The sequence below is a fragment of the Christiangramia crocea genome (assembly GCF_022410465.1).
Classification (GTDB): Bacteria; Bacteroidota; Bacteroidia; order Flavobacteriales; family Flavobacteriaceae; genus Christiangramia; species Christiangramia crocea.
In genome coordinates this window covers 19,009-34,922 of sequence record NZ_JAJSON010000024.1, presented here as the reverse complement: position 1 = coordinate 34,922, position 15,914 = coordinate 19,009, and the positions used below count along the sequence as shown (strand labels likewise).

14 protein-coding genes and 1 tRNA gene are annotated in these 15,914 nt (G+C 38.0%); 3 read left to right on the top strand and 12 right to left on the bottom strand.

The window, feature by feature from the left end:
* Window positions 1-10: 10 nt before the first annotated feature.
* Genes LU635_RS11160 through LU635_RS11150 form a run of 3 tightly spaced genes read right to left on the bottom strand, consistent with a single transcriptional unit; the run spans window position 11 to window position 4,685 of the window.
* Entirely contained in the window at window positions 11-2,590 is a 2,580-nt protein-coding gene (locus tag LU635_RS11160; protein ID WP_240099194.1) for a glycoside hydrolase family 2 TIM barrel-domain containing protein, read from the bottom strand.
* A gap of 8 nt (window positions 2,591-2,598) precedes the next feature.
* Entirely contained in the window at window positions 2,599-3,747 is a 1,149-nt protein-coding gene (locus LU635_RS11155; protein ID WP_240099192.1) for a CehA/McbA family metallohydrolase domain-containing protein, read from the bottom strand.
* 29 nt (window positions 3,748-3,776) lie between these two features.
* A complete protein-coding gene (locus LU635_RS11150; protein ID WP_240099190.1) occupies window positions 3,777-4,685 on the bottom strand; it encodes an alpha/beta hydrolase in 909 nt (302 codons plus the stop codon).
* Window positions 4,686-4,789: 104 nt separating this feature from the next.
* Here LU635_RS11150 and LU635_RS11145 point away from each other — a divergent pair, with 104 nt between their 5' ends.
* Window positions 4,790-5,239 (top strand): GatB/YqeY domain-containing protein, encoded by a 450-nt coding sequence (locus LU635_RS11145; RefSeq protein WP_240099188.1) that lies wholly within the window; start codon window positions 4,790-4,792, stop codon window positions 5,237-5,239.
* A gap of 13 nt (window positions 5,240-5,252) precedes the next feature.
* A tRNA-Arg gene (locus LU635_RS11140) sits at window positions 5,253-5,326 on the top strand.
* Window positions 5,327-5,537: 211 nt separating this feature from the next.
* Here LU635_RS11140 and LU635_RS11135 read toward each other — a convergent pair.
* From LU635_RS11135 to LU635_RS11120, 4 genes are all read right to left on the bottom strand, one after another.
* Entirely contained in the window at window positions 5,538-6,401 is an 864-nt protein-coding gene (locus LU635_RS11135; protein ID WP_240099186.1) for a hypothetical protein, read from the bottom strand.
* A 191-nt stretch (window positions 6,402-6,592) separates the two neighbouring features.
* On the bottom strand, window positions 6,593-7,327 hold the full coding sequence (locus LU635_RS17270; protein ID WP_341482129.1) for a GH32 C-terminal domain-containing protein: 735 nt from the start codon (window positions 7,325-7,327) through the stop codon (window positions 6,593-6,595).
* Window positions 7,309-8,184 carry a glycoside hydrolase family 32 protein gene (locus tag LU635_RS11125; RefSeq protein ID WP_341482126.1) on the bottom strand — a complete coding sequence of 292 codons (876 nt, stop codon included), beginning with the start codon at window positions 8,182-8,184 and terminating at the stop codon, window positions 7,309-7,311. Before LU635_RS11125 ends, LU635_RS17270 begins: the two co-directional genes overlap by 19 nt.
* A complete protein-coding gene (locus LU635_RS11120) occupies window positions 8,181-9,509 on the bottom strand; it encodes a sugar porter family MFS transporter (protein WP_240099184.1) in 1,329 nt (442 codons plus the stop codon). Before LU635_RS11120 ends, LU635_RS11125 begins: the two co-directional genes overlap by 4 nt.
* A gap of 252 nt (window positions 9,510-9,761) precedes the next feature.
* Between LU635_RS11120 and LU635_RS11115 the strand changes: the two genes are divergently transcribed.
* Window positions 9,762-10,124, top strand: coding sequence for a hypothetical protein (locus tag LU635_RS11115; protein ID WP_240099182.1), 363 nt, complete (start codon window positions 9,762-9,764; stop codon window positions 10,122-10,124).
* A 65-nt stretch (window positions 10,125-10,189) separates the two neighbouring features.
* Here the strand turns inward: LU635_RS11115 and LU635_RS11110 are convergent, their stop codons facing one another.
* From LU635_RS11110 to LU635_RS11090, 5 genes are all read right to left on the bottom strand, one after another.
* Window positions 10,190-11,185 carry a YpdA family putative bacillithiol disulfide reductase gene (locus tag LU635_RS11110; RefSeq protein WP_240099180.1) on the bottom strand — a complete coding sequence of 332 codons (996 nt, stop codon included), beginning with the start codon at window positions 11,183-11,185 and terminating at the stop codon, window positions 10,190-10,192.
* Complete coding sequence (rpe, locus tag LU635_RS11105; protein WP_240099178.1) at window positions 11,172-11,834, bottom strand: ribulose-phosphate 3-epimerase; 663 nt, start codon at window positions 11,832-11,834, stop codon at window positions 11,172-11,174. The genes LU635_RS11110 and rpe overlap by 14 nt, the downstream gene beginning before the upstream one ends.
* A gap of 55 nt (window positions 11,835-11,889) precedes the next feature.
* Entirely contained in the window at window positions 11,890-12,291 is a 402-nt protein-coding gene (locus LU635_RS11100) for a BLUF domain-containing protein (RefSeq protein WP_240099176.1), read from the bottom strand.
* Window positions 12,292-12,494: 203 nt separating this feature from the next.
* Window positions 12,495-13,358, bottom strand: coding sequence for a sigma-70 family RNA polymerase sigma factor (locus LU635_RS11095; protein ID WP_072552879.1), 864 nt, complete (start codon window positions 13,356-13,358; stop codon window positions 12,495-12,497).
* A 261-nt stretch (window positions 13,359-13,619) separates the two neighbouring features.
* The gene (locus LU635_RS11090; RefSeq protein ID WP_240099174.1) at window positions 13,620-15,836 is read right to left on the bottom strand and encodes a polyribonucleotide nucleotidyltransferase; all 2,217 of its coding nucleotides are present in this window, start codon (window positions 15,834-15,836) and stop codon (window positions 13,620-13,622) included.
* Between the last annotated feature and the right edge of the window lie 78 nt (window positions 15,837-15,914).

Genomic DNA, 15,914 nt, shown 5'->3' with positions numbered 1-15,914 from the left:
CAGGGTTTTTTTATAGTTTTTCAAGGCTGATCCCTGAAAGTATGGATTTTCCTTGTTGAGGTTCAAATTGAATATTTATGCTACCTTCAGTATTAATCTCATAACTTAGTTCAACTGCCTGCAGAATGCCATAGTCTCCCGCCAGGTTCAGATCCTTCTCCATCAGATTACCATTTATCAGGATATCAAAACTTCGAATTCCGTCAGAAGTATCTTTCTTATCCGATCCAAGATTATAAATATTCTCAGTGGAAGCTTTTCTGTTAGGTTCAGCCATTAACAGAGTGATTCTGTAGTTTCCTTCCAGAACATCAAATCTATAAGTTTCAAGTCCTTCCCTCATGGTTTGAAAAAGAGGCTCTTTGGTAGTGACCTTTATATTAGATGCAGTTCCCTGGAATTTACTCTTTGACTGTTGATAGACTTCTCCGTCTAAATAGCCAAAGGAATTTTCTGAATAAGCCTGATCGCTTATCCAGATACTGCCTGTTTCTTCATCTATAAAATCACTGTGGCTGCCCACATTTATTCTTATTGGCTCAGTATCTATATTTTCGATTAGGTTATTCCTGAATTTAACTTCAATGTTTCTATGATGATTCACCTTTCCCGAAATTGCCTTTATTGAATGTTTGCCTTCTTCCAGATCAAGCTCAAATTCAGCAATATTATCTCTTACCGGAGACTCTTTTTCGATACTATCATTGACAATTAGCCTTACATTTTCGGAATTTGAAAAAACCTTCAGTTTTACATTTTCATTTTGATCTATAGACCGGGTAGTGAAATTCTTTCCGGCGATATAAACAAAATCCTCATTTATAAGTCTCGCTTTGTAGTAGTAATAAATATCCTTTGGTTCCCGATTAAAATTTACCAGGCCCTTCTGATTAATATATGGCCGGCTATCCTGCCTGCCGGAAGAACCAAAGTCGGCAAAATTCCAGGCTGCCATTCCTAGCATATAATCCCGTTCCATTACCTGATTCAAATAACTCACATGACTTTTTAACTGATAGGCTTCACTGAAATCCCATGGTTTAGGATCGTTGGTTTGTATCCTGGAATCACTTCCCGGCCCATATTCAGAGATAAGCAGGGGTCTTTCCGGATATCTTCTGTGCTGTTCGTCAAGGAATTTCCCAAGATTTTCCAGGCCTGGAGTGTACCAGCCAAAATAAAGGTTCCAGCCTATCACATCTGGGATATCGGCAATCTTAGAGGTGTTGTAGAGTTCATTTTCATGTAATGCCATCACACTCAGCCTTGAGGTATCAAGTTTCTTAGTGGCTGCTTCCAGTTTTTTCGCCAGCTCAACACTGGTTTTGATCTTTGCATTCTTATCGGCTTCGCTCATATCACCAGTGAAAACAAGGCGTATAAAAATTTCGTTCATAATCCCCCAAAACACGATCGAGGGATGGTTGTATAGCTGAAGTATCTGTTCCTTTTGCATATTTACAGCATTCTCATGATAAGCCTCGCTATCTGTCACATCATTGATCACCGGGACTTCTGTCCAAACCAGTAAACCAATCTCATCACAGATCCGGTAAACATCTGAATCCTGAGGATAATGGGCTGTTCTGATAAAATTACTACCCATATCCTTAATCATCTGATAATCCTTGCGGTGTATTTCATTTGGAACAGCATTTCCCATATTTTCAAAATCCTGGTGCCTGTTCGCGCCAATAAGTTTAATTGGCTTTCCATTAAGAATAAATCCTTCATCAGGATCGGCCTTAAACCATCGACAACCAAAACCGGTAAAATAACTGTCCAGGATTTCTCCGGAGTTATGGTCTTTAAGGTTTGATTCTATCTTATAGAGGTGTGGCTGATCCGGCGACCAGAGAAGGGGATTTTCAATTTCGAAATCCACAGAGAATTCGGACTGGTTGGGTTCAAGTTCAGGCGCTAAAGTTTTAACAACTTTTCCGTCCGGATCGGTAATTTCAATTTCCAGAATCAGATCTTTATTATTTGATCTGGAAATCTCTCCGGAAAAATTCACTTCCGCCAATTCTTCTGAAACTGCAGGGGTATGTACCTGCATGGTTCCGGCGGCTTCACCTTCAAGTTTAAAATGATCCTTTCCAGTAACTATTAATTCCAGATCGCGATAAATTCCGCCATAAAAATTAAAGTCGGCTTCGAGTGGAGGGATATCCTGGTTATGTGAATTATCTACCTCGATCCTTACCTGGTTCGTTTCGCCAAATTTTAAATTTTGAGATATCTCAAAAATAAAAGCTGTATAACCGCCGGTGTGCTCTCCAATGAAAGCGTCATTAATATAAACTTTGGTGTGCTGATTAGCTCCTTCAAATTTCAGGAATACAGAACGTTCATTCCAGTTCTGCGGAATGAAAAGCTGTTTTTGATAAGTTCCCTTTCCTCTGTAATATGGCCCTTCCTTGAAAGCATCCTTGGAGTTCCAGGTATGTGGGATATTCGCGGTTTCAATCCTGTCCTTATTTTCCAGCTGGAATTGCCAGCCTGAATTGATTGTTTTTACCAGGCGCTGAGCCTGTAAATTAAAACCGACGAATAACACGGCTAATAATAGGATTTTGAAGGTCTTCATGTGGCTTCTTATCTTTTTGAGACGGGTTGTGTCCAGGCAACTTCAGTATCACCTTCGCGATAGGGATTCTTCTTCAATTTATCAGAAACGATCTTAGCCCTAACGAATAAAATGTCCTCTGGAATTTGGAAATTGGCTTTGGTGTCTTTTACCTTTTTCAAAATTTCGCTTTTAGTAGATCCTTTCCTTACTCCAATAAACTGGATCTCATAATTCACCCCGGCTTCTGGGTTAACACCTATGGAAAGTTCATTGTTTTTAAATTTAAGATCTGAAAGCTCCACTCCTGTACTTGCATAGAAATCTCCGGCTTCCATGGCTTCAATAATCGATCCCGGGCTAAGTTCACCTGATCTTACCATAACCCAGCCTCTACCGGCATTGCTGTATTTTTCTCCAAATTTGTGATAATGATGACTATCATCTGTAGCGATTCCCAGCAGCAGAGGCTTGTTCATCGAATGATACGCAATATTCACCTGATCCCACATTTTCTCTGTTCCGTCATGGAGACTATCTCCGTAATTATTTACATGAGGGTGGCCGTTGAAAACCTCAAAGAATCGTTCTCCGTCAATCTGAATTATATCTTCAGCTTTTATGGCATAAGTAAAGTTAGGGTGGTTAAGGTGTTGTAAGACCGGTTCACCTGTTTTTTCTTCCTGAGCGAGGATAGCATCCAGGTTGTTCTGGATAAGCTCAACAATAGTATTTCCTTTTTTAGGTTCAATTACTTCCAGAATATTGATGGCACCCATATGGACTGCCTTATCTTCAAGGTACGAGGTGACCTCTTCAGCTCTGAAGATCATGAATTCCTCAGGGTCTTCGAATAAAGGTCGGAATTCCTCCAGGGTTTTTAGCTGAACATGCAGGCCTTTCTCATCCTTTTTATGATTTACCCAGTCTTCTCCATATTTATTCAGATACTCCTTAAAAGCATTTTGATAAAGAGAATCATTGGAAATCGTCCTCCATTTTTCTCCTTCAGCTATAATATTATGATCTGACAGTGCTACGAACTGGTAACCATTCTTCTTATACCAATCCATGATCATTTCAGGGAACTCATCACCATCGCTCCAGTAGGAATGAGTGTGAAGATTTCCTTTATACCATTGGCTGTCCTGAGCATTGACCGTAAAAGTTAATGTCAATGAAAATAGAATTTTTAGCAGGTACCTTTTCATTTGTAAATCGTTGTCTGGATTTTGTTATTATTAAAGACTACTTCGTTGAGAAAGTCAAAAACCTGGGGTAAATGCTTAAAAGGCATTCCCGAAATTTCATGCCTGGCATCCTGAAAACTATAGAATAGATAAGAGGTTTTCAGCTTATCAAGCTTTTCCACTATGGTTTTTGAGCCATCCAGAATAATATAGCCTGGTTTAGAATTCTCGCAATAGTGATGTGGGGCAGTGGCATAAGGGACAAGATTATCAGCAGTGCCGTGGAAGAAAAGTCCCGGAATGGCATTTCCCTCATTTAAATATCTTACATCCACTATGGCTCCGGCAAGAGATATAACCGCTGAAAATTTGATATCAGAATATTTTTCTGAATCCTCAAATATAAGGTCAGGGTTATATACTGCGTTAAGAACTGCTTCCGCTCCTGCACTGCTTCCTCCAACAATTATTTTTTCTGCATCTATATTGAATTTATCTGAGTTGTTTTTCATGAATTTCGCCGCATCCATAAAGTCTTCAGCAGCTAGTTGAAATGTCTTTATCTTTCCAGCCGCATCAAAATCACAGCCAAAACCTGTTTCCTTCCCTTTCCTTATCAGGCGGTATGAAATAAGGCCAACACTATATCCTTTTGCAGCAGCTATATTGGCAAATTTTATTTCCTGTGGATTCTTAGGGCTTCCGCCCGAAAAACCTCCTCCATGCATAAAAATGATAAGTGGAGTTTTTTCAGAGTTCGCTTTTTGTGGTTGATAAAGGTCAATAATTAAATCTTCACCATTTTTCGTGCTGTAGATCTCCGTTTGAACAGGACCGACCTTGTATAAACTATCAATGTATTTCTCCTGAGCTGCAATACTTTGCAAAGTCAGAAAAGCGATGCAATAGAATAGGATCTTTTTCATGCCTTAAAATAAAGTTTAGGCTTTGAATATACTTATTTTTGAAGGGATAAATAAGTGGTAATTTCAACCAGAAAATTTTATCTTCGCAACATAATTTTTGAATTATGAGTTTACAGGATAAAGTAATGGCCGAAATGAAGGCGGCGATGAAGGCGAAAGACAGCGCCAAGCTGGAAGCTTTAAGAGCGGTAAAAAGTGCCATTCTTTTGGCAAATACTGAATCTTCTTCCAAGGATGGACTTTCCGAAGAAGAGGAATTGAAACTTTTGCAGAAGCTGGTTAAGCAACGTAAAGAGAGTGCTCAAATCTATAAAGAACAGGGCAGGGAAGACCTTGCTGAACCGGAAATAAAACAGGCCGAGGTAATTGAACAATTTCTCCCTGAACAGCTTAGCGAAGCTGAAATAGAAGCGAAGGTAGATGAGGTAATCGCTAAAACCGGTGCTTCAGGAATGCAGGATATGGGGAAGGTTATGGGAATAGCAACGGCAGAACTTGCCGGGAAAGCCGATGGAAAGACAATCTCTACCATTGTAAGAAAGAAATTAAGTTAAGAGTTTATAGTGAGGCCCAGTAGTTCAACTGGATAGAATATCAGATTTCGGCTCTGAGGGTTGGGGGTTCGAATCCTCCCTGGGTCACTTTTAAAAACCGCAAAATGCTTATTAATAGTCGTTTTGCGGTTTTTTTATTGAAAAAGAACCATATCTGTGGTTCAATTTATCAGATTTAAAGGAGACGTATGTAGTTTTATATTTGAGCTATATTCTTAGAGTCCTGATTCTGCCACTTATTATATATAGTTTATTTTAGTTTTCTAATATCTCTTATACATTTTTAAATTCATATTCCCTATTTGAAAAGAAACTTAAACCATTGTCCAAAATTTTTACTTAATATGTACAATTTGGAAGGTGTCAATTTATGGTAATTCAGGTTTTTGGAAATCTCAGAGAGAGTTTTCCCCTTCACATAGCTTAATTTTTTCCATTTTTCAGGTTCCAGGTAGAAAAAGTTTTCAAACTTATCATAATTGGATTGATCTATTTTTCGCCATTTATCTAAAAACTGATCGATATTTACCTGATGTGCATGTCCCCAGTTAGTAAACTTAATACGAATTTCTTCTTCACTTCGGGACAAACATTCATGTATCACAATATTTGGAATATAGATTACTTGTTGTTTGGTGTTTCTTCCGGTTACATAAGCCGGATAATTAGTTGCAAATTTCTGATTTCTTGGTTTGGATACAAATAAAATTCCTTCTTCTGTATATTTATATAAGTTTAAATAATATCCAGCTATCTGAATCGGATTTTCCTCTGGATTGTTCAAATATTTATTTCGGAGCTTAAGTTCATCCGTGAATTTTTTAAAGTCTACAAAATATTCATCACTGTCTATTTGAACTATCCAATTCCCAGTTCCCATTTTTGAGGCTAGCATTTTCCTTTCTTTCACCTCATTTTCCATGGCACTTAAGTTGGAATCAAAAAAATCATCTCTATATAATTTGATCTTTTTTTCGATGTCGAAAGATGCAAGCCAGAGAAAGAAACTTTCGTCAACTTCAAATTTTTCTCCAGACCATGTTCTTAAATTCTCGTCGAGTGCAATGGTAATGGCGTCGGCTTCATTATATACTAATGGAATTGAACTTTTAAGTAATTCATAGTCATAGGACATTAAAAAACCAACTTGAATTTCTTTCATTACTTGTTTTAATGGTCTTTAAATTTTTAATAATCTCTCAATATAATATGATAAATGCTTAAAAAAGCAATCATAAATATAAATTTGGAAACACTTATAAATTAATTCAAGCAGGCATTAAATAAAAAAACTGAAAGCTTAAAGATTCAGGTGTATTACTTCTTTATTCTGAAGCATACTCTTATTCTGTTTTACTCCAGATCAATCTTATTTATTTCCATATCCTGTATCGTAAAATTGGAATTTGTAGTTATTGTAAAGGTATCGTAAGGTTTATTCGGAAAAAATATCTCACTCATTACGGTTGCTCCATCGTCGTAAAATATTTCAATGGAAGTTTTATCAAGGATAAAATGAACTTTGAGTGTATCAGATTTTACAATTCTGGGAGCGGTGGCAATCTTCTGTGTAAACTTTTCACTGAAATCTGTAATTCCTGATTTCTTGCGGTTAACATAGAATTGGTGGTCTGTCTTGTTAAATCCAAATTTCAGAGAATCATTCTGCTTATTGCTAAGAACAAATTCTACCTTATTTATATTCTTCACAGGCAGATTAAATGAAAATTCATTATTCATGAGGTCTCCATTCTCTGCCTCGTATCTGTATTTTTTTTCTGAATCTATTTTGTCTTCAGCAAAGATCACGGTTCTATACTTATTTAATTCCCGTACGGGCTTAGAGAATATCCGATAAGTTTCATCTCTTTTTTTCAATATTAGTTCTCTTGCCAGGGTCATGGTGCTTCTCCATTTTTCCGTAGGAACTTCCTGAGCATACAGCCAGTTAGACATCCAGCCTATAAAAAGAGTACGGCCATCCTTTTGCGGAATATTTGACCAGGTAACACCAGCATAATTATCCCTTCCGAAGTCCAGCCAGAAACTATGTTTTTCATCCAGGTCTGTCATATAATCTTCAGGAATGAAAGTGGTGCCGTCAAAATCCCCAATAAAATACTGAGTTCCAGAGCCACCGTTATGCCGGGATTAAGACTTTGAATCAGGACCCATTTCACTTCACCGGTTTCCTCAACTTTCATTGGGAAAAAATCAGGGCATTCCCAAACACCATTATGAGCTCCTGTGGCCTCGCCAAATTCTGATATTTTTTTCCATTCTTTCAAATCCTGGGAGGAATAAAAATAACTTCTATCCCTTGTAGCCAGCACCATTAGCCATTGGTGGTTGATAGTATCCCTTGTAATTTTAGGGTCCCTGAAATCCTGGATTCCGGGGTTTGATATCACCGGATTGTCTTTGAATTTTGTCCAGTTATAACCTTCATCCAGGCTATAGGCTATAGCCTGAGACTGGTAATCCTTACGACCCTGCTTTTCTCCCTTGGGGTCATGATAGGTATACATTGCTATTACCGGGGTTTTATCATCTTTTTCAAATCCGGAAGTGTTTTCAGAATCAACCACGGCGCTACCGGAAAAGATATATCCTTTTTCATCTGGTTCTAATGCAATTTCCTGCTCTTCCCAGTCGATCATATCCTTACTTGTAGCATGCCCCCAGTGCATGGGGCCCCAGACAATATCTTCGGGATAATACTGAAAGTAAAGATGATAAGTGCCATTTAGATAGAACATCCCGTTGGGATCGTTCATCCAGTTATTTTTAGGGGTGAAATGAAAAACCGGACGAAATTTTTCGTCTTTAGTTTTTGATGTTTCAATTTCATCTGACTTCTTTTCTTCCTTTTTATCATTTTTACAGGAGTAAAGAAGCATTATAACCGCAAGCGGAATAAAGGTGAACTTTGCTAATTTTTTCATTGGTTAAATTTATTTAAGGCCAGTTCTTCTGATAGTTCCTCTAATGATTTTCCTTTAGTTTCTGGCATCAGGAAGATTACAAAAAGCAATTGCAGTACCATCATGAAAGCGAAAAAGGCGAACACTGTTCCTGCCCCGATCGTTGAAAATAAAAAGGGTATGAGGGATGGAATAATAGCTGCCAGAAGCCAGTGGGTTGAAGTCCCGAATGCCTGACCTGAAGCTCTAATATGATTAGGGAAAATTTCAGCAATAAAGACCCAGATTACCGCGCCCTGTCCGATCGCATGGGAGGCTATAAAAATGAACAGGAATATGGGAACATAATAACCGCCCCAGTTCAGAAAAAAAGCTGCGGCTACTAATGAAAGGGATATAATATAGCCTATCGATCCCATATACATTAATTTTTTTCGTCCGAGCCTGTCTATAAGAAATACGCCGAGTAGTGTGAAGATTAAATTTACCAAACCAATTCCAATACTGCTTAATAAGGCCGTACTTGCTCCAAGACCGGCTTCCTCAAATATTCTTGGTGCATAGTAAAGAAAAGCATTTATGCCCGATAGTTGGTTGAAGAATGCAATCAGGAAGGCCAGAATGAGAGGGAATCTGTATTTTTTCATGAATATATTTTCACCTTTCACTTCATTTTCAGATTGATGCTGAATTTCCGCTATTTTATCCGCTACATCTATATTGGGATTTATGTACGCTAGCGTTTTTTTAGCTTTCTCGATTTTCCCTTTTGAAATAAGCCAGCGCGGACTTTCAGGAATGGTAAAAACAAAAAGTATATATATGAGAGCAGGAATGGCTTCAACACCCAGCATCCATCGCCAGGGCTCTGTACCGGTATTTCTGAGAAAATAATTTGACAGAAATGCAATCAATATTCCTAAAACTATATTAAACTGGTAAAGTCCTACTAATCTTCCGCGGTCTTTAGAAGGAGCTATTTCCGAAACATATGCGGGCGCTGCAATAGTAGAGGCTCCAACCCCCAGGCCACCAATAAATCTGAAAGCAGCAAAAATATAAGGGCCGTCAACTAATGCAGATCCCATAGCTGAAACAAAATATAAGATTCCAATTATGAGTAAGGTATTTTTTCGGCCCAGAGCGTTAGTCGGGATTCCTCCAAACATGGCACCCACCACGGTTCCCCATAAGGCCATGGCCATTACTACAGACCCGTGAATACCATCACTGGTTTGCCAGGCGGTTTGTAATTGCTGATCGGCACCGGAAATCACCACTGTATCAAAACCGAAGAGAAAGCCGGCCAGGGCGGCACATATGGACCATAGTAGAATTTTGTTCATGAATAATTGAATGTGAGTTGGTTGACGAAAAAGGTATTAGAGCTATGAATATATAAATTATTGATAAATAATGCTATTTTTATTGTCAATCTCTAATAATGTGATAGTTTCTTTAAACTATTAGAAATAAAATGATGATAATTAGATTATTTTTTTGGTTTTTTTTAAACCTTGGCGTTAAATCTTACCTAAATAATTTTCTCAAAATGACTTAAAATCTAATTTAGCCTGTATAGAAAAAACCTAACACCTATGGCAGCATATTATAATACAAATCAACTAAGGAGTTCTTTACAGGAACTAGTGAAAGTTTACATTTCTGAATGTGAGGAATGCAGGGAATTATCACAGGATTGTATCGATCTCATAAGACATAATTTTCTTGCGGAGTTTGTAGTATACAATAAAAAGGACAACACCATTGAAGTAGGTATCAATGAAACTGAAAAATTTGATGGTTACCCTGAAATTAAGATTTACACTTTTCCTTTAGAGGATATTGGAAAAAAAGTAGATCATTCTTTTCGGAACAATACTGAAGATCTGGAATTCTATGGAAAACTGGTAGGAAGACGAAAGGGTATAGGTTTTACTTCTGTAGTCGTTTTTGAATAAATAGACATATTATTTTAATCAAAAAAGCAATTTTAAAATCTTTTAAAATTGCTTTTTTATTTATATTAATTAAAGGCCTCTTTTTCTTTCTTACTAAGGTGTTCCATGATCATTTTGGCATGTATCCGGGAGTTTTCGATAAACCACTTATGCGTTTCCACACCTCCACAGATCACACCGGCTAAAAAGATACCGGGGATGTTGGTTTCCATAGTTTCCTCATTATACTGTGGAATCTTACGGCCGTCTGTAGATAATTTTATACCTATATCCTGTAGGAATCCAAAATTGGGGCGGTAACCGGTAAGAAGAAGTACAAAATCATTCTCCAGGATATCTTCTCCTTCAGGGGTGTCTATAACTACCTCATTTTCTTTGATCTCCTTGAGGTTCGAATTAAAATATGCCTTTATGCTACCTTCTTCAATTCTGTTGATAATATCCGGTCTTACCCAGTATTTTACCCTTTTGCCAATTTCGGGTTTTCTAACGATCATAGTCACATCCCCTCCTTTGCGATAAATCTCCAAAGCAGCATCTACGGCAGAATTGCTGGCACCAACTACCAGTGTTTTTTGTGTGGCATAGTAATGCGGATCGTTGTAATAATGTGAAACTTTTGGTAGATCCTCCCCGGGTACGCCTAGATAATTTGGAATGTCATAAAAGCCTGTGGCAACGATCACATTTTCAGCTGAATAATCACCCTTGGTTGTGGTGACGGTGTGAGTTTTATCAGCATGTGTCTTTACGGAAGTAACTTTTTCAAATAACTTGATGTTAATGTTATTCGACGTCGCAATCCTTCTGTAATATTCCAGGGCCTCTCTTTTGCCAGGTTTAGGGTTGTTGCTAATAAAAGGGATATTGTCGAGTTCCAGTTTTTCAGAAGTTGAAAAAAAGGTCATATTGGTAGGGTAGTGGTAGAGTGAATTCACCAGACAACCCTTTTCAAGAATTATATACGAAAGCTTCTTCTTTTCAGCTTCCAGAGCGCAGGCAATACCAATGGGTCCGCCGCCAATTATTACAACTTCATATTTGTTTTCAGGAATTTGCAAGCTGTTTTAAATTTTTAATGGTTTGGGGCTGGTCTTCAGCTTTAAACACAAAACTTCCTGCTACCAGTACATCGGCTCCAGCCTTTGAAAGTTCTGCCGCATTTTTATCGGTAACACCCCCGTCAATCTCGATAAGTGTATCAGCATTATGCATTGTAATGATCTCTTTTAATCGCTGGATCTTGTTATAAGTTTTGTCAATAAAGCTTTGGCCTCCAAATCCGGGATTTACACTCATTATAAGTACTACGTCGATATCATTGATGATATCTTTCAATAAGTCTACACTGGTATGTGGGTTTATAGCCACACCTGCCTTCATCCCTTCAGCTTTTATGGCTTGTAGAGTTCGGTGCAAATGTGTACATGCCTCATAGTGAACGGTAAGAATATCTGCGCCTAATTGAGCAAAATCTTTAATGTATCTGTCAGGATCAATTATCATGAGGTGAACATCGATCTTCTTTTTTGCATGTTTGGTAATAGCTTTTAAAACAGGCATTCCATAGGAAATATTCGGCACAAAAACTCCGTCCATGATATCTATATGAAACCAGTCGGCTTCACTATTATTAACCATTTCTGTATCTCGCTGAAGATTACCAAAATCGGAAGCCAGCATGGAAGGAGCGATCAATGTATCTTTCATTATTGTGTTGCTATGATTTCTGCAAAAATAGAAAGAAAATAGAGTTATCTAAGCTTTAATATATAAAAGCCCTCAGAACATTTTCTACGGCCTGTTGAGTTTTTGTATCAAGGACTTCCACATGACGATGGTAATCCCTGAGTTTAGCAGAATTGAATTTGGTGTTCTCAGTAACATAATCACTTCGGTAGCCATCAAAAGCCGGTTTATGAATAGGTTTTTCAAACAGCTTTATAATGTTGGTGTGCCTTTCATCATTTTTAATGTCTTCAAAAAGTTCTCTTACTTTTTTTTCTTCACCTTCTATGACCTGAAAAAAATTTCCTTCGGAAAATAACAGGAGGCCGGTAATATCTCCAGTGTTGTTATATTCCTCAGCACTGTCTAAAATCTCCTCAACTTCTTTTTCTGAAATATTATTTTTGGCAGAGCTTACATAACTAATTGCATAGCGCATGATTGTGGAATTAAGGCTTAGTTTGGGGCCAAAGCAGTTATCATTTCCATGAAATTACGTAAAAATAGGTTGAAAAATGTTAAGATTTTGAAAAGAAAAAACCCCGGTCATCACTCCGGGGTCATTCATCAATCAAAAAACGAACAGTTATTTTCATGACGGTTCATCACGCCGTCACTAAACTGTTGTTGCTTTAAATATTTTTAGCCAAGATACGTTTTTAAAATTTTACTTCTAGACGTATGTTTTAACCTTCTAATGGCTTTTTCTTTAATTTGTCTTACTCTTTCTCTAGTTAGATCAAAAGTCTCGCCAATCTCTTCTAAAGTCATAGGATGTTGATCTCCAAGACCAAAATACAGCCTAATAACATCAGCTTCACGAGGTGTTAAAGTTTCCAGTGCGCGCTCTATTTCTGTTCTCAGAGATTCGTGTAATAGTTCCTTATCCGGATTTGGAGATTCCCCTGAACGTAAAACATCGTAAAGGTTAGAATCTTCTCCTTCTACAAGTGGAGCATCCATAGATACGTGACGCCCGGAATTTTTCATGGATTCCTTAACGTCATTGATAGTCATATCAAGCTCTTTCGCAATTTCTTCAGCACTTGGCGGACGCTCATGTGACTGCTCTAAAAAAGCGAAAGTCTTATTTATCTTATTTATTGAACCAATCTTGTTCAATGGTAAACGAACAATCCTGGATTGTTCTGCCAATGCCTGTAGGATAGACTGACGAATCCACCACACGGCATATGATATAAATTTAAAACCACGGGTTTCATCAAAACGTTTTGCCGCTTTGATCAAACCTAAATTACCTTCATTAATAAGATCAGGAAGGGTTAATCCCTGATTCTGGTATTGTTTTGCTACCGAAACCACAAAACGAAGGTTTGCTTTTGTAAGTTTCTCTAATGCACGGTTATCACCGGCCTTGATCCTTTGTGCCAGTTCTACCTCTTCATCAGCGGTGATCAGGTCTACTTTTCCAATTTCTTGCAAATACTTGTCTAACGAAGCGGTCTCACGATTGGTTACCTGCTTCGTAATTTTCAGTTGTCTCATCTATCTTCTACTTGGATTTTAATGGTGCATAGCTCCTTGTATTTGTTTATACGTAAGAAGCGGTGAAAATGTTACAAAATCATTAATCTTTTTTAAGATAATTGAAAACTCCAGTGTTTTATAGGTCTTCAAAGCTTTTAATTTTCTTCCGCGCACTATTAGTCGAACAAAAATTTATTCCCTACAGCAAATTTTAGGTAATTTTCATTAAAAAAGGGTCGCAATATTGCGACCCTTTTTATAAATCTATAGAAATTGAATTTAATCTCTGTGTTTATCCCCGCGGTTTCTGTCATCACGGTTTCGGTTATCTTTATTTCTGTCGGAACTTCGATTATCGCGGTCGCGATTCTCATTTCTTTCCGGTCTTGGTAATAAAGCTTTCCTGGAAACCTTTTCCTTACGGGTTTTAGGATCTATACCAAAATACTTTACATCGATAACGTCCCCAAGATTAACTACATCAGTTACATTATTGGTGCGTTCCCATGCAAGTTCTGAAATATGAAGAAGTACTTCGTTGCCTGGTGCATCAACATATTCTACTACAGCACCAAAATCAAGTATCTTGATTACCTTAACCTCATAAATACTTCCTTTTACAGGCTTGAAAGTAATAGATTCTATCTTCGCAAGAACTTTATCAATTCCTTCCTGCTGAGTTCCAAGAATTTCAACGATTCCTTCTTCAGTTACCGGATCTTCATTGATCACGATCTCTGTTTTGGTCTCCTTTTGAAGTTCCTGGATTACTTTACCACCAGGTCCAATCAATGCACCAATGAATTCGTTTGGTATTCTCCGGGTGATAATCTTAGGAGAATGTGCTTTAACATTTTCGTTTGGAGCAGGAATAGTTTCAGTTAATTTCTCAAGAATGTGAAGTCTTCCGGCTCTTGCTTGTTTTAATGCATTAACAAGAATCTCATAAGAAAGACCTTTGATCTTAATGTCCATCTGGCAAGCTGTGATACCATCTTCAGTTCCTGTAACTTTAAAGTCCATATCACCAAGGTGATCTTCATCACCAAGAATATCGGAAAGTACCGCATAGTTTTCACCATCAGAAATTAATCCCATGGCAATACCAGAAACCGGCTTCTTAAGTTGAACACCAGCATCCATTAATGACATTGTTCCTGCACACACGGTAGCCATAGAAGAAGAACCGTTAGATTCTAAAACTTCAGATACTACACGAACAGTATATGGACAATCAGCTGGGATCATACCTTTTAAAGCACGCTGTGCAAGGTTTCCGTGCCCTATCTCACGTCTTGAAGTACCTCTAATTGGGTAAGCTTCACCGGTTGAGAAAGGAGGGAAGTTATAATGTAAGTAAAATGTTTCTTCTCCTTGTTGGGTTGGAAGGTCTACCTGGTTTGCTTCTCTGGAAGTACCTAAAGTAACCGTAGCCAAAGCCTGAGTTTCACCTCTGGTGAAAATAGCTGAACCATGTGTTGATGGAAGATAATCTACTTCACACCAGATTGGACGGATTTCGTCAGTCTTTCTACCGTCAAGTCTGATGCCTTCTTTAAGGGTTAGATCACGAACTGCTTTTTTCTGAGCATCGGCGAAATATCCTGAGATCATTTTTCCTTTCTCTTCCAATTCCTCTTCAGAGAACATAGCTTTAACTTCTTCTTTTAGTTCAGAAAAAGCTTCGGTTCTTTCTTTTTTACTTGTTCCGCTTTTCGCGATATCGTAAGCTTTCTGGTAAGTAGCATCAAGGATTTTCTTTTCAATATCCTCATCGGTTTCTGCTACTTCATACTCACGTGTTTCTTTTTTGCCAAAGGCTTCAGCCAGTCTTACCTGTGCTTCACACTGAACCTTAATAGCTTCATGTGCAAATTTGATCGCTTCAGCCATTTCTTCTTCTGAACATTCGTCCATTTGTCCTTCAACCATCATTACCGAATCGGCAGAAGCACCAACCATTATATCCATATCGGCCTCTTTCAAAGCTTCACGGCTTGGGTTCAGAACAAATTCACCATTGATTCTGGCGACTCTTGCTTCAGAAATTGGTGTTTCAAAAGGGATGTCAGATAATTGGATAGCAGCAGATGCTGCAAGTCCTGCTAATGCGTCTGGCATAACATTATCGTCATGAGACATTAACTGAATCATAACCTGTGTTTCAAATTTGTAGTCTTTTGGAAATAGTGGACGAAGAACACGGTCTACTAAACGCATTACTAAAATTTCTTCACTACTTGGTCTTGCTTCTCTTTTGAAGTAACCTCCAGGGAAAAGACCTGCAGCAGCAAATTTTTCACGGTAATCCAACGTCAATGGAAAGAAATCCATTGTGGTGGGAGTGTAAGAAGATACAACTGTACAAAGTAACATAGCGTTACCCATTTGAACAACAACCGACCCGTGAGCCTGTTTTGCTAATTTTCCGGTTTCGAGGGAGATGGTTCTGCCATCACCTAGATCGATAACCTCTTTAAAAGTTTTTGGAATCATAATAATTTTGAATTCTTGATCTGAATAACTTCAACCAGATCTTATTTAGTTAAACAATGGTCTCCGCCATCCGGACGG